22 protein-coding genes and 1 riboswitch are annotated in these 22,282 nt (G+C 69.2%); of the genes, 12 read left to right on the top strand and 10 right to left on the bottom strand.

What is annotated here, in order from left to right:
* Positions 1-333: 333 nt before the first annotated feature.
* Positions 334-1,344, top strand: a complete 1,011-nt coding sequence (locus OO71_RS15950; RefSeq protein WP_033290554.1) for a helix-hairpin-helix domain-containing protein — start codon at positions 334-336, stop codon at positions 1,342-1,344.
* Positions 1,341-3,719: a ComEC/Rec2 family competence protein gene (locus OO71_RS15945; protein ID WP_033290553.1), complete on the top strand. Its 2,379-nt coding sequence runs from the start codon at positions 1,341-1,343 to the stop codon at positions 3,717-3,719. The genes OO71_RS15950 and OO71_RS15945 overlap by 4 nt, the downstream gene beginning before the upstream one ends.
* 18 nt (positions 3,720-3,737) lie before the next feature.
* Here OO71_RS15945 and thrC read toward each other — a convergent pair whose 3' ends face one another.
* A complete protein-coding gene (gene thrC / locus OO71_RS15940) occupies positions 3,738-5,000 on the bottom strand; it encodes a threonine synthase (protein ID WP_033290552.1) in 1,263 nt (420 codons plus the stop codon).
* A 13-nt stretch (positions 5,001-5,013) separates the two neighbouring features.
* A riboswitch (SAM riboswitch) is annotated at positions 5,014-5,147 on the bottom strand.
* Between the two features lie 128 nt (positions 5,148-5,275).
* On the opposite strand from thrC, the gene holA reads away from it, so the two are divergent.
* Entirely contained in the window at positions 5,276-6,247 is a 972-nt protein-coding gene (holA, locus tag OO71_RS15935; RefSeq protein ID WP_033290551.1) for a DNA polymerase III subunit delta, read from the top strand.
* Positions 6,248-6,585: 338 nt separating this feature from the next.
* On the opposite strand, the gene rpsT is transcribed toward holA, so the two are convergent.
* The gene (gene rpsT, locus OO71_RS15930; protein WP_033290550.1) at positions 6,586-6,846 is read right to left on the bottom strand and encodes a 30S ribosomal protein S20; all 261 of its coding nucleotides are present in this window, start codon (positions 6,844-6,846) and stop codon (positions 6,586-6,588) included.
* 381 nt (positions 6,847-7,227) lie between these two features.
* Between rpsT and OO71_RS15925 the strand changes: the two genes are divergently transcribed.
* Complete coding sequence (locus OO71_RS15925; protein ID WP_033290549.1) at positions 7,228-8,091, top strand: DMT family transporter; 864 nt, start codon at positions 7,228-7,230, stop codon at positions 8,089-8,091.
* 22 nt (positions 8,092-8,113) lie between these two features.
* Positions 8,114-8,488, top strand: a complete 375-nt coding sequence (locus OO71_RS15920) for a VOC family protein (protein WP_033290548.1) — start codon at positions 8,114-8,116, stop codon at positions 8,486-8,488.
* Here the strand turns inward: OO71_RS15920 and OO71_RS15915 are convergent.
* A complete protein-coding gene (locus tag OO71_RS15915) occupies positions 8,485-9,093 on the bottom strand; it encodes a class I SAM-dependent methyltransferase (RefSeq protein ID WP_033290547.1) in 609 nt (202 codons plus the stop codon). The genes OO71_RS15920 and OO71_RS15915 overlap by 4 nt on opposite strands.
* A gap of 116 nt (positions 9,094-9,209) precedes the next feature.
* On the opposite strand from OO71_RS15915, the gene lepA reads away from it, so the two are divergent.
* The gene (gene lepA / locus OO71_RS15910; protein WP_033290546.1) at positions 9,210-11,060 is read left to right on the top strand and encodes a translation elongation factor 4; all 1,851 of its coding nucleotides are present in this window, start codon (positions 9,210-9,212) and stop codon (positions 11,058-11,060) included.
* An 80-nt stretch (positions 11,061-11,140) separates the two neighbouring features.
* Here the strand turns inward: lepA and OO71_RS46425 are convergent, their stop codons facing one another.
* Together OO71_RS46425 and OO71_RS15900 are read right to left on the bottom strand one after the other, a co-directional pair.
* Positions 11,141-11,551, bottom strand: coding sequence for a nuclear transport factor 2 family protein (locus tag OO71_RS46425; RefSeq protein WP_211260533.1), 411 nt, complete (start codon positions 11,549-11,551; stop codon positions 11,141-11,143).
* The gene (locus OO71_RS15900; RefSeq protein ID WP_033290545.1) at positions 11,548-12,453 is read right to left on the bottom strand and encodes an oxidoreductase; all 906 of its coding nucleotides are present in this window, start codon (positions 12,451-12,453) and stop codon (positions 11,548-11,550) included. Before OO71_RS15900 ends, OO71_RS46425 begins: the two co-directional genes overlap by 4 nt.
* Before the next feature lie 65 nt (positions 12,454-12,518).
* Here OO71_RS15900 and OO71_RS15895 point away from each other — a divergent pair, with 65 nt between their 5' ends.
* Both OO71_RS15895 and OO71_RS15890 read left to right on the top strand, forming a co-directional pair.
* Complete coding sequence (locus OO71_RS15895) at positions 12,519-13,106, top strand: TetR/AcrR family transcriptional regulator (protein WP_033290544.1); 588 nt, start codon at positions 12,519-12,521, stop codon at positions 13,104-13,106.
* A 107-nt stretch (positions 13,107-13,213) separates the two neighbouring features.
* Positions 13,214-13,780, top strand: coding sequence for a Uma2 family endonuclease (locus OO71_RS15890; RefSeq protein ID WP_033290543.1), 567 nt, complete (start codon positions 13,214-13,216; stop codon positions 13,778-13,780).
* Positions 13,781-14,387: 607 nt separating this feature from the next.
* Here the strand turns inward: OO71_RS15890 and OO71_RS15885 are convergent.
* Positions 14,388-14,834, bottom strand: coding sequence for a pyridoxamine 5'-phosphate oxidase family protein (locus tag OO71_RS15885; RefSeq protein WP_033290542.1), 447 nt, complete (start codon positions 14,832-14,834; stop codon positions 14,388-14,390).
* Between the two features lie 53 nt (positions 14,835-14,887).
* Between OO71_RS15885 and OO71_RS15880 the strand changes: the two genes are divergently transcribed.
* Complete coding sequence (locus OO71_RS15880; protein ID WP_033290541.1) at positions 14,888-15,892, top strand: NAD(P)H-dependent flavin oxidoreductase; 1,005 nt, start codon at positions 14,888-14,890, stop codon at positions 15,890-15,892.
* Between the two features lie 508 nt (positions 15,893-16,400).
* On the opposite strand, the gene OO71_RS15875 is transcribed toward OO71_RS15880, so the two are convergent.
* The 3 genes from OO71_RS15875 to OO71_RS15865 all read right to left on the bottom strand — a co-directional run bounded on the left by OO71_RS15875 (position 16,401) and on the right by OO71_RS15865 (position 20,167).
* Positions 16,401-17,897 carry an amino acid permease gene (locus OO71_RS15875; protein ID WP_033290540.1) on the bottom strand — a complete coding sequence of 499 codons (1,497 nt, stop codon included), beginning with the start codon at positions 17,895-17,897 and terminating at the stop codon, positions 16,401-16,403.
* Between the two features lie 122 nt (positions 17,898-18,019).
* A complete protein-coding gene (locus tag OO71_RS15870; RefSeq protein ID WP_033290539.1) occupies positions 18,020-19,048 on the bottom strand; it encodes an alpha/beta fold hydrolase in 1,029 nt (342 codons plus the stop codon).
* Between the two features lie 153 nt (positions 19,049-19,201).
* Entirely contained in the window at positions 19,202-20,167 is a 966-nt protein-coding gene (locus OO71_RS15865; RefSeq protein ID WP_033290538.1) for a zinc-binding dehydrogenase, read from the bottom strand.
* Positions 20,168-20,227: 60 nt separating this feature from the next.
* On the opposite strand from OO71_RS15865, the gene OO71_RS15860 reads away from it, so the two are divergent.
* Genes OO71_RS15860 through OO71_RS15850 form a run of 3 tightly spaced genes read left to right on the top strand, consistent with a single transcriptional unit; the run spans position 20,228 to position 21,242 of the window.
* Positions 20,228-20,428 (top strand): hypothetical protein, encoded by a 201-nt coding sequence (locus tag OO71_RS15860; RefSeq protein WP_033290537.1) that lies wholly within the window; start codon positions 20,228-20,230, stop codon positions 20,426-20,428.
* Positions 20,429-20,439: 11 nt separating this feature from the next.
* A complete protein-coding gene (locus OO71_RS15855) occupies positions 20,440-20,874 on the top strand; it encodes a guanyl-specific ribonuclease (RefSeq protein WP_033290536.1) in 435 nt (144 codons plus the stop codon).
* Positions 20,871-21,242 carry a barstar family protein gene (locus OO71_RS15850; protein WP_033290535.1) on the top strand — a complete coding sequence of 124 codons (372 nt, stop codon included), beginning with the start codon at positions 20,871-20,873 and terminating at the stop codon, positions 21,240-21,242. The genes OO71_RS15855 and OO71_RS15850 overlap by 4 nt, the downstream gene beginning before the upstream one ends.
* Before the next feature lie 233 nt (positions 21,243-21,475).
* Here OO71_RS15850 and OO71_RS15845 read toward each other — a convergent pair whose 3' ends face one another.
* Positions 21,476-22,249, bottom strand: coding sequence for an enoyl-CoA hydratase-related protein (locus tag OO71_RS15845; protein WP_033290534.1), 774 nt, complete (start codon positions 22,247-22,249; stop codon positions 21,476-21,478).
* Positions 22,250-22,282 lie beyond the last annotated feature (33 nt).

The raw sequence follows: 22,282 nt of genomic DNA, 5'->3' as shown, positions 1-22,282 counted from the left end.
TGCCCGGGGCGGCGAAACCTGGCCGGTCATCGACCCGTGAGGTCGTGAAACCTGCCCTTTCATGCGGGCATCGATCCCGCTTGTGGGAATGGAAGCAGCGGGAATTTCGGCCGTCGGCGAATTTGGCTGAGATTGGGCACTTTGGCCTTCGAAACCGTCGAGTGCGCACAAAGCTGCAGCATGCCCGGCGAAATCCGCCATTATGGCAGGGCGCACCGACAAAATCCGGGTCGCCGCCCGTCGCCTGGCCGGGTTGTCCCCAAGAGGTGGGTTGTCCACAGATTCCGCCGGACCCCCTCGCCTCCGGCTCGCTCGACCTCTAGCGTCGATCGTGTGTTCGAGCAGTCCGCCCGTGATCCGGGCACTCCCAACGCCAGGCTCACCTGGCTGGCCGACCAGCTGGCCGTCGCTCCGTCCGCCACCGGGCCGGTGCGCCGGTGGCTGTTCGGTGCCCAAGGCAGGTCGGCCCGCCGGAGTGGCGGAGGTCGATTGGTACGGGGCTGGCTGCCCGACGACGGCGATCGCCTGAGGCGACAGCCGGTATCCGAGGAGGAAGGGGGTGACCTGATGCGAGGCGACGCGTTCGACGGGGCCGCAGGTGAATCGATGCCCGGCGAGAGCGCGGATCCGTCTGCAATGGGCTGGCTGACCGACAGCAACGGCGGGGGAACAACCCGTCGTTGGCTCCCCGGTGGCGGCGACGGTCGGCTCGCCCGTCGCTGGCTGCCCGGTGGAAGTGAGCAAGGCATGACCGGCCTGCTCGGCCGCCGGGGAGTGCTCTTCGCCTTGGCGTTCCTGGCCGCCGCGGCGGTCGTGGCCGGTGGGTTCGCGATCTTCGGCCGCTCGCCTGCCGCGGAGGTCGCCCCGCCGCTTCCCACCGCACGGGCGCAGGTTCCGGTCGCGTCGAAGGAGCCGTCCGGAGCGGCGGCGAAGCTGGTGATCAGCGTGATCGGGCACGTCCGCTCGCCGGGTCTCGTCACCGTTCCGCCGGGATCACGGGTGGACGACGCCCTGCGTGCGGCCGGTGGTCCCGACCCGGGCGCCGACCTGTCCGCCCTCAACCTTGCCCGCAAACTCACCGACGGGGAACAACTTGCGGTCGGCCTCCCCGGGGCCCAGGCAGCACCGGCCGGAGCAGGCGCCCCACCGGGCAAGGTCAATCTGAACTCCGCCACTCCCGACCAGCTCGACACTCTCCCCGGCGTCGGCGAGGTCACGGCCCGGCGGATTGTCGACTGGCGGACACAGCACGGCGGGTTCTCGAGCGTCGAACAACTCCGCGATGTCGAAGGGATCGGCGAAAGCAAATTCGAAAGACTGCGCGAGCAGGTGACCACCGGATGACTACCGAAACGGTGGAGAAGTCGTGGCGTGACCACGATTTCCGCCTCGTTCCCGCTGCCGTCGCCGGATGGGCGGCGACGCTTGCCGGCCTGCGGCTGGGGTGGTGGGTCGCCGTTGCGGTCGGCTCGGTGGCGATCGTCGGCGCGCTGGTACTTCTGAGCCGAGGCCGCCGCCGATACGTCGGTGCTGCGGGAGCGCTGCTGCTGGCCGGACTCGTCACGGCCGGGCCAACAGCGTTGCGCATTCACAACGCTGGCGTCGACCCGCTCGGACCTGCCGCTGCCCATGGGAGGACCGCATCCCTGCTGGTCGAGATCAGCGAACGTCCTCGCCCGATCCACAGTGCCGGATACGCCGATCAGCAAGCCGGTACCCGATCGGTGGCGATCCCTGCCCGGGTCGAAATGGCCACAGTGGACGGTCACCGGATCGATTCCACTGCGCGAATCCTGGTGCTGGCGCCGGTCGACGGGTGGGGCGGTCTGTTGCCCGGCCAGGAGGTGACGGCGTCCGGACGGCTCCTGCCCGCGCGTGGCGGTGAGTTGACCGTCGCGGTCCTGTCCGTCCGCGCGGGGCCGGTCGGCGTCGGCCCGGCACCGTGGTGGCAGCGTGCGGCGGCGGCGTTGCGGAACGGTCTGCATTCGCTGTGCACGGTCCTCCCGGACGAACCCGCGGGGCTTCTCCCCGGGCTGGTGCTGGGGGATACGAGTGCGTTGACGCAACGGGTCGAGGAGGAGTTCACTGCATCCGGGCTCACCCACTTGATGGCGGTGAGCGGAGGGAACCTCGTCATCGTCTGCGGTGCCGTCCTGCTGCTGTGTCGATTGCTACGCGCAGGTCCCCGGCTGTCCGCGACGGCGGCCGGAGCGTGTCTGGTGGGCTTTCTGGTGCTCGTGGGTCCTGAACCGAGCGTGGTCCGCGCCGGGGTGATGGGTGGCATCGGCCTGCTCGCCTTGGCGCTCGGACGGCGCCGCTCCGCCTTGCCCGCGCTGGCGTTTGCGGTCTGCGTACTGGTGGCGTGGGATCCGGCGATGGCAGCGGATTTCGGGTTCGCGCTGTCAGTGCTGGCGACCGCCGGGCTGGTCCTGCTGGCCCCGAGATGGGCTGAATCGCTGGTACGAAGGGGAATTCCACCCGGTTACGCCGAGGGGCTCGCCGTGCCGCTGGCCGCGTTCGTGGTCACGGCGCCGATCATCGCCGGGATGGCGGGCACGGTGAGCATCGTCTCGGTCGTCACGAATGTCCTTGCCGCGCCCGTGGTTGCGCCGGTCACTGTGCTTGGCGTGCTCGCGACAGTCGTCGGGCCGTGGTGGCCGGGTGCCGGGCAGGTGCTGGTCCGGCTCGCGGATCCGGAGGCGCGGTGGCTGATCACCGTTGCCCGGCACGGTGCGCGGGCGCCCGGTGCCGTCCTCGATTGGCCGGGTGGCTGGTGGGGCGGGTTGTGCGCGGCTGGGCTGCTGGCCGTCGTCGTGGTGGCGGTGCGGTTCCGCCGGGTGCGGCTGCTCGTGGCGATCAGTCTGGTCGTCGTGCTGCTCACCGTCGTGCCCGCCAAGGTGCTGCTGCCTGGGTGGCCGCCAGGCGGTTGGGCGATGGTGGAGTGCGACGTCGGACAGGGTGACGCAGTCGTGCTCGCGACCGCGGAGCACGGCCGCGCGGTGGTCGTCGACACGGGGCCGGAACCGGGGCCGGTCGACGAGTGCTTGCGGCGACTGGACGTCGAACGGGTGCCCTTGATCGTGCTGAGCCACCTGCATGCCGACCACATCGGGGGGCTCGCGTCGGTGTTCGACGGACGGGCGGTCGGTGCGATTGCGGTCGGTCCGGGGCGGGCGCCTGCGTGGGCGTGGCAGCAGGTGTCCGGTGAGGCGAAGCGCCGTGGCGTACCGGTCGTGCAGCTCAGCGAAGGCCGTCGGCTGCAGTGGCCGGGACTGACGCTGGACGTGCTCGGTCCGCGCTACGCCACCACTCAGGCACCGGCGGCCCAGGACGGCACGATGATCAACAACAGCTCAGTGGTCCTGCGCGCGGACACGTCGGCCGGGCGGATCTTGCTCACCGGAGACGTGGAACTGGCCGCGCAGGCGGATTTGCTCGCGGAAGGGACGGAGGTACGGGCTGATGTGCTGAAAGTGCCGCACCACGGATCGAGGTACTCGCTGCCGCAGTTCCTCGCGGCCGTGCGGCCGAGGACTGCGCTGATCAGCGTCGGTGCGGGGAACAGCTATGGGCACCCGAGTAAGTCCACAGTGGACGTGCTCGGCACGCTCGGTGCTCTCGTGACCCGGACCGACGTGGACGGGGACACCGCGGTGTTGCCGGGCGGCAGCGGACCTGCGGTGGCGCGCCGAGGGGAGCCGCGGGGTCCGCCGCGGTAGGGCGGCGGACCCGGCAGCTCAGTAGCCCAGTGCCTTGGCGACGGCTGCGGCCGACGGCGGGACCGTGGCCTTCGGGCCGATGTGGTTCTCCACCGCGTCGAGGGTCTTGAGGCCGTCGCCGGTGATGAGCAGCACGGTCTCGGCGTCCGGGTCGAGCTTGCCGGTTTCGACGAGCTTCTTCGCGGTCGCGACGGTGACGCCGCCGGCGGTCTCGGTGAAGATGCCTTCGGTGCGCGCGAGCAGCCGGATGCCCTCGACGACCTCTTCGTCGCTGACGTCCTCGATCGCGCCGCCGGTGCGGTTGACCACGTCGAGGACGTACGGGCCGTCGGCGGGGTTGCCGATCGCGAGCGAGCGGGCGATGGTGTCCGGCTTCACCGGCTGCACCACGTCGTGGCCGTTGCGGAAGGCCGTGGACACCGGCGAGCAGCCGGTGGCCTGTGCGCCGAACACCTGGTACGGGCTGGCGTCCACGAGGCCGAGCTGGCCGAGTTCGCGGAATCCCTTGTCCACCTTGGTGAGCTGGGAACCGGAGGCGATGGGTACGACGATCTGCGGCGGAATGCGCCAGCCGAGCTGCTCGGCGACCTCGTAGGCAAGCGTCTTCGAGCCCTCGGAGTAGTACGGGCGGACGTTCACGTTCACGAACGCCCACTTCGGGTGCTCGCCGGCGAGTTCGGTGGCGAGGCGGTTCACGTCGTCGTAGTTGCCGTCGACCGCGATGAGGTCGCCGTCGTACACGGCGGTGGTGAGGATCTTCGCGCGCTCGAGGCTCTTCGGGATCAGCACGACCGAGCGCCAGCCCGCGCGGGCTGCCGCGGCGGCGGTCGCGTTGGCCAGGTTGCCGGTGGAGGGGCACGCGAGGACCTCGAACCCGAACTCACGGGCGGCGGCGAGCGCGACGGCGACCACGCGGTCCTTGAACGAGTGCGTGGGGTTGCCGGTGTCGTCCTTGACCCACACGCGCTTGAGGCCGAGTTCCTTGGCCAGCCGGTCGGCGCGCACGAGGCGCGTACAGCCGGGTTCGGTGTTCGGAGTCTCCTCGACGGTCGAGGGGACGGGAAGGAGCTTCTTGTAACGCCAGATGTTGTGCGGGCCTGCTTCGATGTCCTCGCGGCGCACGCGGCCGAAGTCGTAGGCGACCTCGAGCGGTGAGAAGTCTTCGGCGGACACGAATTCCGGGGCGAGCGGCTGCCGGTGCCCCTCTTCCTTCGACACCAGTTCGACGGCCGGACCGAGGTCGAGCGTCTTGGTGGAGGTGGTTCCGAGGGCTGCAGTCATCGCGAGGTTCCTTTCCTCATCTGCCCCGCCGAGGCGGGCCGGAATTGGCACCGTGGTCGTCAGCTATCCCGCGATCGCAGGATGACGGGCTGTACGCCGGTTGCCGGGGCTTCGTCGGGCCGTTCCCTCTGCCCCTCTGGATGAGCGGTATTCGGTTGTCGGCGCGCTGAGCGCGGCCTCGGCTATACCGTACGACATGGCGATCAGGTCGTGCCACGGAGGCGGCCCACATCACCGGAGCGGGGGTCGCCGCACCCGGGTGAGAGGATGGCGGGGTGACCACCGCACCCGCGCCGCTGCACCTCGTCACGGGCGAGGAAGAACTGCTCATCGAACGGGCCGTGCGTGCCGCGCTCGACGCGGCCAAAGCAGTGGACTCGACAGCCGACCTGACGCGCGTCCGGGTGTCGGATCTCACACCGCCTGCGCTGGCCGAGCTGGTGAGCCCGTCGCTGTTCGCCGAGGGGCGCGTGATCGTGCTGGAGTCGGCGCAGGACATCTCGCAGGAGCTGTCCGACGCGGTGCTGGCCTACCTCAAGGCACCGGCCGACGGCGTGGTGCTGGTGGTCGTGCACAGCGGTGGCGGGCGCAGCAAAGCCGCCAAGGCGCTGCCGGGCGCGTTGAAAAAGGCGGGCGCGGAAATCACCGAATGCCCGAAGCTCACGAAGCCGGCCGACCGCGAAGCGTTCGTCCGCAACGAAGTGCGCCGCGCGGGTGGGAAGATCGACGGCGCGGGCCTGATGGCGCTGCTCGACTCGGTCGGCTCGGATCTGCGCGAACTGTCGTCCGCGGCAACCCAGCTCGTGGCTGACACCGGGGGAGTCGTCGACGAGCAGGCGGTACGCCGCTACCACACCGGCCGCGCCGACGTGACCGGCTTCGCGGTGGCGGAGAAGGCCGTGGCAGGCGACCGGGCGGCGGCGCTCGAGTCGTTGCGCTGGGCCGAGCAGCTGGGCGTCCCGCATGTCCTGGTCGCCGACGCACTGGCCGACGCGGTCCGCACGATCGCCCGCGTGTCGGCCGCCGGGCGCGGCAACCCGAACCAGATGGCGGGTGAGCTGGGCATGCCGCCGTGGAAGATCCGGAAGGCGCAGGGCCAGTCCCGGGGCTGGGGCCAGGACGGGCTGGCCACCGCGATGCGCGTCGTGGCGCGCCTGAATGCCGAGGTCAAGGGCGCCGCCGCGGACGCGAACTACGCCCTGGAGCGCGCGGTGCTCGAGGTGATCAGCGCCAAGGGAGACCGCTGACCGGTCAGGGAGCGGACCCGGGCGGAGGACATCAGCGGGCTACCCGCGATCGGCCGGTGGGCCGGAAATGACGAGCAACGGTATGCAGTACAGCACGATCGAGCGGCCGCCCTGCTTCGCCGCCGCGTAAACCGGTGGCAGGCGGATGTCTCTCCGCGGGAGATGGTGTGGACCTGGACGCGGGAAGCCCGGCGGGAGCGTGGGCCCGCCCAGCCCGGGCGCCGCGCCAGGAGACGGGCGCGTTGGGCCTGCCATCGGGTGGCAGGAGCGGCTGGCTCACCAGGGAACGGAAAAGGCCCGGCAGCCGAAGCCACCGGGCCTTCCGAAATCCGAACAGCTCAGAGCTGGTTCGCGCGCTTCGCGATCGCCGACTTCTTGTTCGCGGCCTGGTTGGCGTGGATCACGCCCTTGGTGACGGCCTTGTCGAGCTTGCGGGCCGCTTCGCGCTGCAGTTCGAGGGCCTTGTCCTTGTCGCCTGCTTCGGCGGCCTCGCGGAACTTGCGGATCGCGGTCTTCACCGAGGACCGGATCGCCAGGTTGCGCTGCCGCGCCTTCTCGTTCGTGGTGATGCGCTTGACCTGCGACTTGATGTTGGCCATGGAGGCGTTCCTCTTTCACTCGGTGAAGGTCGTCGCCGCGTTCGTGTGGCTCCCGCGTGCCCCGGAGGGCCGCCGGGTTTCCTCCCTGACGGAATGCCGCACGGCAACGATCCGGAAGCTTAACAGCCCAGCTCGCGGCGCCTGCACCAGCCCCGCCGAAAATCGCTGGCCGGTCCGCCGCATTCTCCGTTACCGTGGGCTCCGGTAGTGCCTAGGGTTCCGCCGCCGTTCCGCATGCGAAGAGCACCTCCACAATCAGGGACGGCGGGCCTGGTCCGAGCGGCACCGTCGGCCGGGCTGGGTGCCCTGCCGTTCATCTGACGGGACAAAAGCCTGGAGGACCCGGTCTTCGGCGTGCGCGGAAGACCTGAAAGGGTCCGGATGAATCCCCCTGCTCTTGCCATGGTTCTCGTCGCCGCGGTGGTGCACGCCGCGTGGAACCTTGCCGCCAAGCGGGTTTCCGGCGGCGGGCCGCGGTTCGTCTGGCTGTACTACACGGTTTCCGCCGTGGCGATGCTGCCCGTCGTGGCCGTTGCGCTGGTGCTCGAACCGGAACGTCCACAGTGGACCTGGCTGGTCGCCGCGCTGGGCACCGCTGTGCTGCACGTCGCGTACGGGACCGTGCTGCAGCGGGGTTACGACGTCGGCGACCTGTCCATCGTCTACCCGCTCGCGCGCGGCACCGGCCCGCTGCTGTCGGTGGTCGTGGCGGTTCTCGTGCTGCACGAACGGCCGGGCGTGCTCGGGCTCATCGGGGCATTTCTCGTGGTCGCCGGGGTGCTCGTGATCAGTCTCGGTGGCAGCAACCACAACCCCGTCGCCCGGCGCGCCGGGGTGTTCTACGGCATCCTCACCGGCGCGGTGATCGCGGCGTACACGCTGTGGGACGCGCATTCGGTCACCTCGCTCGACGTGCCGCCAGTCGTGTACTTCGGCGGCGGCGCGCTCGGCCAGAGCCTGCTGCTCGCTCCGGCGGCGCTGCGGAACCGGCCGGCAGTCACGCGGCTGTGGCGGGATCACCGGCGGGAGGCGCTGATCGTCGGCCTCGCTTCGCCGGTCGCGTACCTGCTGGTCCTGTATGCCCTGCGGATCGCGCCGGTGAGTCTCGTCGCGCCGGCGCGCGAGTTGTCGATCGTGTTCGGCGGGATTGCCGCGTGGCTCGTGCTCGGCGAGCACAACGCCGTGCGCCGCCTTGCCGGATCGGTGGTGGTGCTGGCCGGGATCGCCGCGATTGCGGTGGCCTGAGCGGCTCGGGTAGGCAGGACCCATGGACGTACTGAGCAGCCGGGTGCTGATCCACCCTCGCGACCCCGAGGTCTCCACCGCCTTCTACCGCGACACCCTCGGCCTAGCGATCGAGCGCGAGTTCCCCGGCGGCACCCGGTTCTTCGCCGGTGGCGGGTCGATCGAGGTCGTCGGGAAGGGAGAAACCGGACCCGGTACGGACGTCAACCTGTTCCTGCAGGTCCGTGACCTGCAGAAAGCGCTCGCGGACCTGGCGGAGCGCGGCGTCGAGCCGGTGCGCGAGGCCCGCCGCGAGCCGTGGGGTACCGACGAAGCGTGGATCGCCGACCCGGACGGGCTGCGGATCGTCCTCGTCGAGGTCCCGGAGGACCATCCCCTGCGCCGGGACAGCCGCTAACCCGGCTTCACCGCGCGCAGCTGGGCGGCGAGACCGGCGAACCCGGGCGGGTCCCAGGTCCAGGTCTGCAGGTCGGCGAACCCGGCGGCGGCGGCCTCGTCGGCCAGCTCGTGCCGGGTGACCGGCAGCCACTTCTCGTGTGCCGAAACCAACAGCCGGCCACCTGGGCGCACCACGCGGTACAGCTCGGCGAACCCGGCTGCGCGGTCGTCCCAGAGCTGCACGTTGTTCACGCTCAGCACCACGTCCACCGATTCGTCCGCGCAACCCGTGCGGGCGGCGTGCCCGGCGCGGACCTCGACGCGGTCGCCGCTGCGTTCCACGCACAGTCTGCGCATCTCGGGCGACGGTTCGACGCCGATCACCTCACCGGCCAGCTTGCCGGCCGCGTCGAGGCCGACGCCGGGACCGGGCCCGACGACGACGACGGTCTCGTCGGGTTCGAGCCGCGCGAGATCGACCACGCGGTGCTCGGTGGCGGCGTTGCTCCAGGACATCAGCTTGCCGCCGAGCCTGCCCAGCAGGCCGCTGGGGTGGCCGAAGGCCCGGTCGAGCGCGGCGTCGAGCGCGCCGGGACCGGGTGCGGGGGAGTGCGGAGTGCTCATCCTTCGAGGGCACCACGACTCGCGCGGGCCCGCATCGGGGATGACCCCCACTGGCACCCGGAGGTCCATGGGACGATGGAGTGGCGACACCCCCGACCATCCCGAGGACAGCCCGAGTGACAGCGCCCAAGACGTTCGCCGACACCACCTTCACGCCGCCGGAGCAGATCCGCAACTTCTGCATCATCGCCCACATCGACCACGGCAAGTCGACGCTGGCGGACCGCATGCTGCAGCTCACCGGCGTCGTCGAGGAGCGGGCCATGCGCGCGCAGTACCTCGACCGCATGGACATCGAGCGGGAACGCGGCATCACGATCAAGGCACAGAACGTCCGGCTGCCGTGGCAGGCCGGCGGCAAGGACTATGTGCTGCACCTCATCGACACGCCCGGCCACGTCGACTTCACGTACGAGGTCTCCCGGGCGCTCGAGGCGTGCGAGGGTGCGATCCTGCTGGTCGACGCCGCGCAGGGGATCGAGGCGCAGACGCTCGCCAACCTGTACCTGGCGCTCGAGAAGGACCTGCACATCATCCCGGTGCTGAACAAGATCGACCTGCCCTCGGCGGATCCGGAGAAGTACGCGGCCGAGATCGCGCACATCATCGGCTGCGAGCCGTCGGACGTGCTGCGTGTGTCGGCGAAGACCGGCATGGGCGTCGCGGAGCTGCTCGACGAGTGCGTACGCCAGGTCCCGCCGCCGGTCGGCGACGCGGACGCGCCCGCCCGCGCGATGATCTTCGACTCGGTCTACGACACCTACCGCGGCGTGGTCACCTACATCCGCGTGGTGGACGGCAAGATCACGCCGCGCGAGAAGATCAAGATGATGTCCACCGGCGCCACGCACGAGCTGCTGGAGGTCGGCATCATCTCGCCGGAGCCCAAGGCCAGCAAGGGCCTCGGCGTCGGCGAGGTCGGCTACCTGATCACCGGCGTGAAGGACGTGCGGCAGTCGAAGGTCGGCGACACCGTCACGGCCGAGCGCAACGGCGCGAAGGAACCGCTGGCCGGGTACCGCGAGCCGAAGCCGATGGTGTTCTCCGGGCTGTACCCGGTGGACGGCTCGGACTACCCCGAGCTGCGCGAGGCGCTGGAGAAACTGCAGCTCAACGACGCGGCGCTGGCGTACGAGCCGGAGACGTCGGTGGCGCTCGGGTTCGGGTTCCGGTGCGGCTTCCTCGGCCTGCTGCACCTGGAGATCACTCGCGACCGGCTGGAGCGCGAGTTCGGTCTCGACCTCATTTCCACCGCGCCGAACGTGGTGTACCGGGTGGTGCTGGAGGACCGCAGCGAGGTCGTGGTCACGAACCCGTCGGACTGGCCGACTGGGCTCAAGATCGCCGAGGTGCACGAGCCGGTGTCCAAGGTGAGCATCCTTGCGCCGTCGGAGTTCGTCGGCACGATCATGGAGCTGTGCCAGGCGAAGCGGGGCACCCTCCTGGGCATGGACTACCTGTCCGAGGACCGCGTCGAGCTGCGCTACACGATCCCGCTCGCGGAGATCATCTTCGACTTCTTCGACACGCTGAAGTCGCGTACGCGCGGTTATGCGTCGCTCGACTACGAGGAGGCCGGCGAGCAGGTTGCCGACCTGGTGAAGGTCGACATCCTGCTGCAGGGCGAGACGGTGGACGCGTTCTCCGCGATCGTGCACAAGGACGCGGCGTACACCTACGGAAACCGCATGGCGACGCGGTTGCGTCAGCTGATTCCGCGCCAGCAGTTCGAGGTGCCGATCCAGGCGGCGATCGGCTCGCGGATCATCGCCCGCGAGACGATCCGTGCCATTCGCAAGGACGTGCTCGCCAAGTGCTACGGCGGCGACATCTCCCGGAAGCGCAAGCTTCTGGAGAAGCAGAAGGAAGGCAAGAAGCGGATGAAGACCGTTGGCCGGGTCGAGGTCCCGCAGGAGGCTTTCGTCGCCGCACTGTCCACTGAGGACAACGGGAAGAACAAGAAGTAGCGGTCAGCCGCCCGTGTTTTCGTGGGTGAGGGCGGACTGGAAGATGCCGAAGTTCCCGGTCATCCACCGCGCGGTCAGCTTCACGCTCGCGATCCGCCATCCGTCCGGGGTGCGGGTGAAGCGGTTCGTGTAGTAGCCGTACACGTTTGGTCGCTGTCGCCGGTGCTGTTGGGCAGGTGGTGGGTGGCCCGCACGTAGGCCACACAGGTCGCGTGATCGTCGTCGTCGAAGGTGATCACGTGGTTGGTGATCATGTGCTGCGTGGCTTTGAAGGACTCCATCCTCGGCGCGGTCCCGGCGACCCAGTCGTCGGCGGTCACCCGCATCACGGGCTGTCCGAAGCCGTCGCTGAAGTCGATTTCGACCTCGTCGGTGAAACAGCTGCGGAAGAGTTTCCAGTCGTGGGAATCGGTTCCGGTGGCGTAGCGGAGCTGGACGTCGCTGATTTCTGTTCGGTCGAGCAGTCGCCGGAGCTCGTTCTCGAGGGTCATGGCTTTTCCTTTCGGGAAACGGTTTCGAAGGGGAAGGTGACGCCGGTGAGTTCTTCGGAAACCTCCCACAATTTACGGGCGACCGTGGTGTCGCGTGCTTTTGCGGCGCGACCGGTCAATTCCGGTGCTCCGCGCATTCCGCACAATCGGCTGGGACCGGCATAGCTGTCGCCGGGAATGTCTGCAGTGGCCGCGTAGAGCGTGGGGAGGGCGCCGTCGGCTTCGCGCTGCGCGATCCGCCCGAGTACGGCTTTACCTGCCCGGAACCGCAGGCTCTGTTTCTCGGATCGCATCAGGTTCGTGGCCGAGATTCCGGGATGTGCGGCGGTGGAAAGCACCGGGGAACCGGCACGTTCGAGGCGTCGCTGCAGTTCGATGGTGAACAGCAGATTGGCGAGTTTGGACTGCCCGTATGCGGGATTCGGCCGGTACGGCTTGCGTTCCCAGTTGAGATCGGTGAAATCGATCGAGCCGATGAGATGTCCGAGAGAAGCCACGGTGACCACCCGGTCGCGGATCTGTGGCAAGAGCCGGTTCGTCAAGGCGAAATGGCCGAGGTGATTGGTCCCGAACTGCATTTCGAAACCGTCGGCGGTCCGGGAAAGCGGGGGGAGGGAAAGCCCGGCGTTGTTGATCAGCAGGTCGATGGGTTCGGTGAGGTGGTGCGCGAAAGCCCGGACCGACGACAGATCCGCGAGATCCAGTTCCCGGACCTCGACGGCGCCGGTCATCGTCGCGGCGGCGGCTTGGCCTTTCGCGAGATTGCGGACGGCCATGACGACGCGCGCTCCGCGGGCGGCGAAGACCTGCGCGGTTGCCTTGCCGATCCCGCTGTTCGCGCCTGTGATGACGACCGTGCGGCCGTTCTGCGGCGGAACGTCGAGTGCGGTGAAGGAGGACATGTGAGCGAATGTAGTCACTGACAACAATGATGTCAATGGCAACATCGGTCTGCTAGGCTGGCCTCGTGCCCGAGGAACGCCCTTACCACCACGGAAATCTCCGTACCGCGCTGCTCGACGCGGCCGAGCGCGGCCTGCGCGAGCGAGGTGCCGACCAGCTGTCGCTGCGGGATCTGGCCAGGGAGATCGGGGTCAGCCACGCGGCGCCGCGACGCCATTTCGCAGACCGGCAGGCATTGCTCGACGCCCTTGCCGAAACCGGTTTTCTCCGGCTGGGCACCGTTTTCCGCACCGCACTGGCCGAAGCCGACGACTTTCCTTCGCGGGTGCACGGCACTGCGTCCGCCTTCGCGCACTTCGCGGTGGACAATCCTGAGCTGCTCGAGCTGATGAACTCCAGCAAGCACCGCACCGAAACCGGCCCGGTCACCCGGTCCGCGGAGGCAGCGTTCGGGCAGATGGCCGAGCTGATCCACGAGGGACAGGCGCACGGCGACCTCGCGCCGGGCGATCCCGACCGGATCGGGATCATCCTGTATGCCACCGTGCAGGGCATCGCGATGATGGTCAACAACAAGATGATCGGCCGGGACCAGCTCGACAGCATCGTGGAAGCGGCAATCGAGCAGTTCCTGCACGGCACTGTCCACTGAGGACACGAGACACGTTCGGGTGAACGGCGGGTCCGGGCTTTCCGGAGCCGCCGTTTTTGTCGGTGGCGGGTGATGTGCTCTGGTGCGAACACGGAAAGGAGAGCACCATGACGGTCATGACGGAAAGCCAGTATCCGCCCGGGTCCGGCCCCATGACGGTGCACGACCTCGAGGGGATGCCGCAGGATGGCCGCCGTTACGAACTCATCGACGGGACACTCCTCGTGAGCCCGGCGCCCGGATACCGGCACCAGAAGATCGGGTACCGGCTCCACCACACGTTGGAGACCGCCTGCCCGCCGGAGTTCGACGTCGTCGGCGCGCCGTTCGCGGTCCACGTCGGTGATCGGCTGGAGCTGCAACCGGATGTGCTGGTGGCCCGAGCGTCGGATTTCACCGACGTCGACCTGCCGGTACCGCCGCTGCTCGCGGTCGAGGTCCTGTCACCGAGCACGTCGATCCACGACCTGAACACGAAGAAGGCCGTCTACGAACGGCTGGGCGTGCCGAGCTACTGGGTGATCGACCCGGCCGCACCCGAGCTGACGGTATTCGAACTGGACGACGACGGCTGCTACCAGCAGATCGCCAAAGCCGCCGGAGACGAGGCCTTCGAGGCACAGCAGCCGTTTCCGGTGCGAGTGGTGCCGGGGGTGCTTGCCGGACGGAGCTGAACTGTGGCGACGGGCTCGCTGTGCCAACGCGAAATGGGGCGGTGGTGGGCTGGGTTCGGCAACGCGAGGACGCGGCTGGGGTCGGGCTGGCGTCGGCGACCTGAGGCTGCCGTTGTGATCGGCTCGTTTCGGTGACGCGGTTTTCGCGCTCTCGAAGCGAGCCGATGGCCCGCCATGTCCCAGGCAGCCGAAGCGAGCCGATCACCCCACGCCGCGCGCTCCCGAAGCGACCGATCACAGCCGCGCACTCGCGTCACCGAAACGAGCCGACCACAGCCACGTTGCCGAAACGAGCCGACCACAGCGACGGCCTCAGGTTGCCGAACCCAGCCAACCACAGCCCCGATCTACACTTGGCCGAATCCAGCCGACCACCGCCACGTAACCGCGTCACCGAAACGAGCCGATCACAGGGAGTTGCGCCAGCGGCTCGGGAAGCCGTGCGGCTGGTCGTGGGTCTCGTGGCGGTCGTCCTGGATGGTCGGTCAGGGTGGTCGCGGAGAGTCGCCGGTGGTCGCGGGATGGTCGGCCGGGCACGCCACCGGGGCCGTTGTGGGGTGTCGCAGTTGGTCTTGGAGTGGTTGGCCGGGGTGGTTGCAGGGGCGAGTCAGCCGTTCCCGATGATCTTGCCCACTGTCACGAACACCGCGGCCCGGCGTTCGGCGGCCATCACGCGGTCGTACTCCGCCCAGTTGTCGTGGGTGCCGGTGGCGGCTCGGAAGACCTCGCGGAGCAGGGTGGGCAAGCCGTCGGTCGGGAAGGCCGGGTCGGGGTCGTCCGGGCCGATCAGGTGTACCTGGCCGGTCACCGACAGCCAGCGCCAGCCTCGGCGGAACGTCACGGTTGCGTGGCCGGTGCGGCGCAGCAGGGCGAGCTTGTGCGCGCCGCCGATCGCGACGAAGCCCACGCTCGGCTTGCCGGTGACCGGGTCGTCGAGGACGCCGGCGTTCACCACCGACGCGTGTACCGTGCCGTCCGCGCGGGTGGTCGCGACGGTGGCGAGGCCGTTTTCTTCCTGCGTCAGTGCGCGCAGCTGATCGAGGTCTGCCGTCATGCCCACCCCAACGCCGCCCGGCGCGAATCCCTTCCGGCACTAGGCTCGTCGGTATGTTCGAAGATCTCGAGTTCCCGGTGATCGCGGCGCCGATGGCGGGCGGGTTCGGCTTCCTCGCGGCCGGGTACCTCAGCCCGGAGACCCTGGACGCCCGGATCGCGCACACTGCCGACCTCACCGGCGGCCGCTACGGCGTCAACCTGTTCGTCCCCGGCACGCGCTCGATGGCCGACCTCGGCGCGCACCGCGAGCGCATGCTCGCCGAGGCCCTGCGGTACGGCGTCGAGCTCGGCGACCCGGTCTGGGACGACGACGAGTACCCGGCGAAGCTGGACCTCGTGGTACGGCACCGGGTTCCGGTGGTGTCGTTCACGTTCGGCGCGCCGACGTCGGCGGAGGTACACCGGATCCACGAGGCGGGCGGCAAAGTCGCGGTCACCGTCACGAACCCCGAGGAGGCCGACCTCGCCGCTGCCCGCGGGGCGGACGCGCTGGTGGTACAGGGGTTCGAGGCGGGCGGGCACCGCGGGCTGTTCACCGACGACCCCGGTATTCCGTCCGGCGGCCAGGAGTACGGCCTGCTCGCTCTGCTCCGGCTGCTCGACGCGCGCACGAGCCTGCCGCTGATCGCCGCCGGGGGACTGGTCAACGGCGCGGACGTCGCCGCGGTGCTTGCCGCGGGTGCGTCCGCGGCGCAGCTGGGAACGGCGTTCCTGCTGGCCACGGAGGCGGGTACCGGCGAGACGCAACGACGTGCGCTCACCGAAGCCGGACGGGCGACCGCGTTCACGCGCGCCTTCAGCGGACGCCCGGCGCGTGGCCTGGTCAACCGCGTACTGAGCGACCTGTCCGCCGACGCGCCCGCCGCGTACCCGCAGCTGCACCACCTGAGCAAACCGGTACGAGCGGCGGCCGCGAAAGCCGGTGACCCGGAGGCGATGTCGCTGTGGGCAGGGCAGACGTACCCGCTCGCCGGAGACGGCTCGGTCGCGTCGATCGTGGCCCGGCTGCGCACGGAGGCGAAGAGCGCCGCAGAACGGCTCGACCGGCTGCGGTGAGGACGGTTGAACTGAACCCCTGCGGCGACTGTTGGGGCAAGGGTGGTTGCGGGGAGAACCGCTGGGGTGAGGACGGCTGGGGTGAGGGCGGCTGGGGTGAGGGCGGCTGGGGTGAGGGCGGTTGCGGTGAGGACCGCAGGGTGAGGGCGGCTGGGGTGAGGGCCGCTGCGGTGACGGCGGTTGGAGTGAGGACGGTTGGGGTGAGACCCCTGCGGTAACCGCTGGAGTGGGGACGGTTGCTGTGAGGGCGGCGGGGTTGGGGGCGGTTGTGGTGAAACCCCTGCGGTAAACCGCAGTCGGCATGAACCGCGGCGAGAAACTGCTGCAGTATGGACAGAATGCGGTAAGGATGGTTGGTAGGACCCCCGCGGCTGGAACGGTCGCGGCAACGCTGCGGTCGGACCGGCTGCGGTCAGAATCGCGGGAGTCAGGAATCGCGGCGGTAGGAAACCACGGTAAGAAACCACTGCAGGGGACACCCGAAAGGCGTCCCCCGCAGAGATCCGGGTCAGTCCGAAGTGGACTGGACTCCACCCGAGGTGGGGCCGTCGCCTGGGGATGAGTCCTCGCTGCGTTCCAGGGCTGAATGGCGCTTGCTGTATGCGAAGTACACCACCATCCCGATCACGAACCAGATCGCGAAGCGCAGCCAGGTTTCCGGCTTCAGGAAGGTGATCAGCCAGATCGAGAACACCACGCCGATGATCGGGACCACCGGCATGCCCGGCGTGCGGAACGTGCGTGGCAGCTCGGGGCGCTTGTACCGCAGCACGATCACCGCGATGCAGACCACCACGAACGCCAGCAGGATGCCGATGTTCGTGAGTTCCGCGGCCTCGCCGATCGGCAGTACCCCGGCGATCACTGCGGATGCCCCGCCGAGGATCCACGTGATCCGGCTCGGGACTTTGCGTACTGGGTGGGTCTTCGAGAACCACTTCGGCAGGAGGCCGTCGCGGCTCATCGAGTAGCCCACTCGCGTTGCGCCGAGCAGGAAGGTGAACAGCACCGTCAGGATGCCGATGATCGCGCCGACCGCGATGATTGCGCCCAGCCAGCCCAGTCCGACCTTTGCGAACGCGCTCGAGAACGCGGCTTCCGGGTTGATGTCGGTGTACTTCACCATGCCCGTCAGCACCAGGCAGGCCAGCACGTACAGCACCATCGAGATGGCCAGCGAGTAGATGATCGCCTTCGGCATGTGCTTCTGGGAGTCCTGCGATTCCTCCGCCGCGGTGGACATGGCGTCGTAGCCGAAGACGGCGAAGAAGACCGTTGCGGCGCCGGTGAAAGCGCCGCTGATGCCGAACGGGAAGAAGTTGCTGTAGTTGCCGCTCTGGATGTGGAATGCGCCGACCACGATCACCAGCAGCACCAGGCCGACCTTCAGATACACCAGCAGCGTCTCGAAGCGGGCCGCGTTCTTCATGCCCTGGTTGAGGATGAACGCGATCAGCAGGCACAACAGCACGGCGAACAGGTTGACCTTGTACGACCCCGACGCGACGCCTGCCGGTTCCGTCCCTGGCGCGCCCGCCATCCACTGGGGTAGCGACACGTGCAGGAAACCCAGCAGATCGTTGAAGTACCCGGAAATCCCGATCGCCACCACCGACACGATCGCGGTGTACTCGAGCAGCAGGTCCCAGCCGATGAACCAGCCGACGATCTCGCCCAGCACCGCGTACCCGTAGGTGTAAGCGGAGCCGGCGCGCGGGATGAGACCCGCGAACTCGGCGTACGAGAAGGCCGCCGCCGCGCTTGCGATGCCCGCGATCAGGAACGAGATCAGCACCGCGGGTCCGGCGGTCTTGTTCGCGACCGCGCCGGCGAGCGAGAAGATGCCCGCCCCGATGATGCCGCCGACGCCGATCGCGGTCAGCTGCCGCAGGCCGAGGGTGCGTTGGAGGCCGCTTTCACCGGCGCCCTCGATGGTGTCGATCGGCTTGCGCCGGAAGATTCCGGACCCGGTGCCGAGGCCACCCGGGCTGCGCGGAGCTGACATCGTTGTCTCCTCAGGCTTCTCAAACGGAGGGAGCCCGGGTCACGGGCCTTGGCTGGGCACCGTACCGGTCGACAACCCGCTTGTCATCGACTCCGGAGTGTGACGGTCGCTGAGGCCTGATGTCACCCGGTTGCCGTGTCTTCGGGGGCAGCAATCACGGTGGGTACGGGCAACGGGCGGCCTCCCGTTCGCACCGCTCCGGCGGCGAAGAAGGTGAGCAGCTCCGCGACTTCCGGCGGATCGTCCAGCTGCGGGCAGTGCCCCCAGTCTTCGCGCACGACCAGCCTGCTGTGCGGCACGAGGGTGTGCAGCTTCCGCCCGGACGCCGACGTGACCAGCTTGTCCTTGCCGCACGCGACCGCGAGCAGCGGTACCCGGACGCGGTCGAGCCGGTACGCGTCGGCCAGTTCGGCGACGAGCTGACGGGCCTGTTCGAGCCGGGCCGTGGTGGCCCGGTAATCGGGGAAGAGTGTGGTGAACCGGCGGACCTGGCCGGCATCGGCGTGTCGCGAGTTCGCGTACAGGATCCGCGGCACCACCTGCTCGGCGACCGCGCGCACCAGGAAACCGGGTACTGGCAAGGGAAGCGACGAGTACAGCCGCAGCGGCAGCGGGTTGCGCCCGACGGTGCGCACCAGCCACGAATCGACGAACCCGGGCGCGGCGATCGACACCACGCCGGTGATCGGCAGCCGGTGGTTCTGCGCGGCCCGCAGGCTCATCGTGCCGCCCAGCGAGTTGCCCGCGACCACCACCGGCCCGAGCACGGCCTGCTCGCGCACCACCGCCGCGGTGAACGCGTCGAGCTGCGGCAGCATCGGACCGGGGCGCAGCGGCTGTGCGTCGCCGAACCCGGGCAGGTCCACGGCGATCGCCGGGACGCCCGCGGCGGCGAGTTCCCCGAGTACCGGACGCCACGTGTCGGCACTGTCGCAATACCCGTGCAGCAGGACGAGCCGCGGCGGACGGGGCTTCTCGACCCCTTTGCGGCGCGTGCGCTTGGGTGGGCCTCCCTCGGCAAACGGCGGCCCGACCTCGAGAACCCGCGTCCGCACGCCGGCGAACCGCCGGAAGGACTCCCGGACCGGGTCCGGTTCGGTGGGGGGCCGGCCGCCCCGGTCGGCGGGTACGGGCCGCTGCGTCGCGGTCATGTTCTCCAGGTTAGCTGCCCAAGGTCGATTTCTGGTGGAACTTCGGGGGTCACGACCTGATTGCGAACCGGGAGTGTTGACGATTCACGAGACAGCGGGTACAAGCACCGGCCCGGGCTGGTCCGTAAATGGAAAAGCCCAGGCCAGCGCGGGTCAGCGGGTGAAGACGATCTTGCCCGCGGTCTCCCCGGCGGCCATCGCGGCGAAGCCTTCCCTGGCCTCGGTGAGGGGGAGTTCGAGACCGATTTGTGGCTTGATGCCCTTGAGGTCGAGATACGCGAGCAGGTCGGCGAGCTCGTCGCGGGTACCCATGGTCGACCCGAGGACCCGCAGCTGCAGGAAGAACACGCGCTGCAGGTCGGCCGACGGGTCGGGGCCGCTGGTGGACCCGGACACCACGACCACGCCACCCGGCTTCAGCGATTTGAGCGTGTGCCCCCAGGTCGCCTTGCCGACTGTCTCGAAGACGCCGTCCACCCGCTCGGGCAGCCGCGCGCCGGATTCGAACGTCTGGTGCGCGCCGACGCTCTCGGCCAGCGCCCGCTTCTCCTCGCTGCGCCCGGTGACCCACACGCGGAACCCGGCGGCGCGGCCGAGCGCGATGAGCGCCGTCGACACCCCGCCGGAAGCGCCCTGTACCAGCATCGTCTGGCCGGGGCGCAGGCCCGACTTCACGAACAGCATCCGGTACGCGGTCAGCCACGCCGTGCCCATCGTCGAGGCCTCGGAGAAGCTCAGCCCGGCCGGCTTGGGTACGGCGTTGCGGGCCGGGACCACGATCTGGTCCGCGAACGAGCCCTGGTGCTTCTCGGTGAGCAGGGTGCGCTTCGGGTCGAGCGTGTCGTCGCCCTGCCAGCCCGGCGCGTTGACGACCGAGTGCAGGACGACCTCGGTCCCGTCGTCGAGCGTGCCCGCACCGTCGCAGCCCAGGATCATCGGGAACTGGTCGGCCTTGATGCCGACGCCCCGCAGGGTCCACAGGTCGTGCATGTTGAGGCTGGCGGCCTTCACGGTGACCCGGACCCAGCCATCGGGTACTTCGGGTTCGGGCCGCTCGCCGGCGACCAGAGAGTCGAGCGGGGACTCGGCGTTGGGTTCCTTGGCGTATACGGCGAACATGGGGGCAACCTACCTCCCCTCACCGCCGTGGCGCAGTGGAGCGCGCGTAGGCTCACACTCGTGCTGAACGGGCTGGCCGACTGGTGGGACGGGGTCGAGCTGTGGCTTGCCCAGGCGTGGTTCCCGGTGCAGTTCGTGCTGGTGATGGTGGTGCTCGTGCCGCTGTGCCTGCTGGCCGCGTGGGCGATCGACAAGGTGGTGGAGCTCGTCTCGCGCTGGTTCGGCCCGGCCCGTGACGACGACCGTCCCGGCCGCTCCTAAGCTGGCGCACCATGGTCAACCGTAGGCGGATCACCGCCGCGCTCATCGGTCTTCTCGTGCTGGTGCTCGGTGGCTGGCTCGTGAAGGAAGCCACCGGGGGTCCGGACACGCCGCCCGCGAGTTCGGCCGCCGCCGGGAAGGTGCCCGGCGCCGGGTCCGGGCTGCCGGTGAAGCCGTTGTCCTCGCTGCCTGCACAGGCGCGGGACACCTGGCAGCTGATCGAAAAAGGCGGGCCGTATCCGTATCCGCGCAACGACGACGTCGTCTTCCAGAATCGCGAGAAAGTGCTGCCGAGCCAGAAGAACGGGTATTACCACGAGTACACGGTGAAGACGCCGGGAAGCCCGGACCGGGGACCGCGGCGGCTCGTCACCGGGGCCGGGAAAGAGCTGTACTACACCGGCGACCATTACGTGTCGTTCGTCGTCGTGGATCCTGCCCGGTGAGCGCGGACGGGGAGGCGAAGGCCGCTGCGGACCAGGCCTTCGCGCGGGGGGCGTATCCGCATCGGGTCGACGGGGCGCGGATGCTGGACAAGGCGTCCACGTTGGACGCGATTGCCGAGGCGTTGTCGTTTCCGGAGTATTTCGGGCGGAATCTGGATGCGCTGTACGACATGCTGACGGATCTGTCGTGGCTGCCGCGGGGGGAGCACGTGCTGATCTGGGTGGGGTCGGAGGGGTTGCGGGGTTCCGAGCCCAAGACTTATCTGGCGGTGCGGAGCGTGCTGTCGGATGCGCAGCGGGCGTTGGGGCCGGGGGATGGGCGGGGGGCGGATGGGTGGCGGTTGACGGTGGTTTTGGCTGATTCTTGAGGGTTGCCGCGTTGGTTCTGTGGTGGCCGGAACTGTTGCGTGGGGGCACCCCGAAGCTGGATTGTGACCGTGTTTGAGCTTCGGATCGGGGTGCAGGGCCGGGTCTGGGTGCCGGGCGTGAGTCGGGCGCGCGGGTGCGGCTTTGGAGGGTGGGGAAAGGCTGTGAAGGGAACCATGAGGGAATCTGATTCCGTGATGGTTCCCGTCACGGAATGCGGCCTTGGGGGAGTGGGTCAGGGCTGGGGGACCCAGTTTGGTTTGCGTTTCTCCGCGAAAGCCTTGATGCCTTCCTGGCCTTCTTCGCTGGCGAAGAAGCTGGCGGACAAGGTGTTCATGTCGGCGAAGCCGGCCGAGGGGGTGGCTGGGCGGGGGCGGGCCAAGAGTTCTTTGGTGGCGGCCAGGGCTTTCGGGCCGCCCAGGGTCAGTGAGGTCAGGTAGCGCTGTACGGCAGCGTCCAGGTCTTCGGACGGGACGCAGGCGTTCAGCAGGCCGATCTCCACTGCGCGCTGGGCGTCGAAGACGTCGCCGGTCAGGAACAGTTCGTGGGCGGCTCGGGCGTTCAGCCTGGGGAGCACCGTCAGGCTGATCAGGGCCGGGATTACGCCGATGCGGACTTCCGAGAAGGAGAACGTCGCTTCCGGGACGGCCACTGCGATGTCGCATGCGGCGACCATGCCGATGCCGCCTGCGCGGGCTGGTCCGGCCAGGCGTGCGACTACCGGTTTCGGGCTTGTCCACAGCTGGTTCAGGATGTTCGGGAACTCGTTCACGCCCTGGTCGCCTGCACCTGCGCCGCGGGCTTCCTTCAGGTCCATTCCTGCGCAGAAGACCGGGCCGGTGTGCGTCAGCTGCACTACGCGCACTGCGTCGTCCTCGCGGGCTTTGTCCAGCGAAGCGCTCAGCTCACGCCGCAGCTGCGCCGACAGTGCGTTGCGGTTGTGCGGGGAGTCCAGCGTGATCGTGGCGATGCCGCCCACGACGTCGTAGTGCACCAGTTCGTCGACCATGCCGAACACCTTCGCATACTCCCGCGGCCCGCT

This window comes from Amycolatopsis jejuensis (assembly GCF_000717335.1).
Lineage (GTDB): Bacteria > Actinomycetota > Actinomycetes > Mycobacteriales > Pseudonocardiaceae > Amycolatopsis > Amycolatopsis jejuensis.
This window is presented reverse-complemented; position numbering and strand designations above follow the sequence as displayed.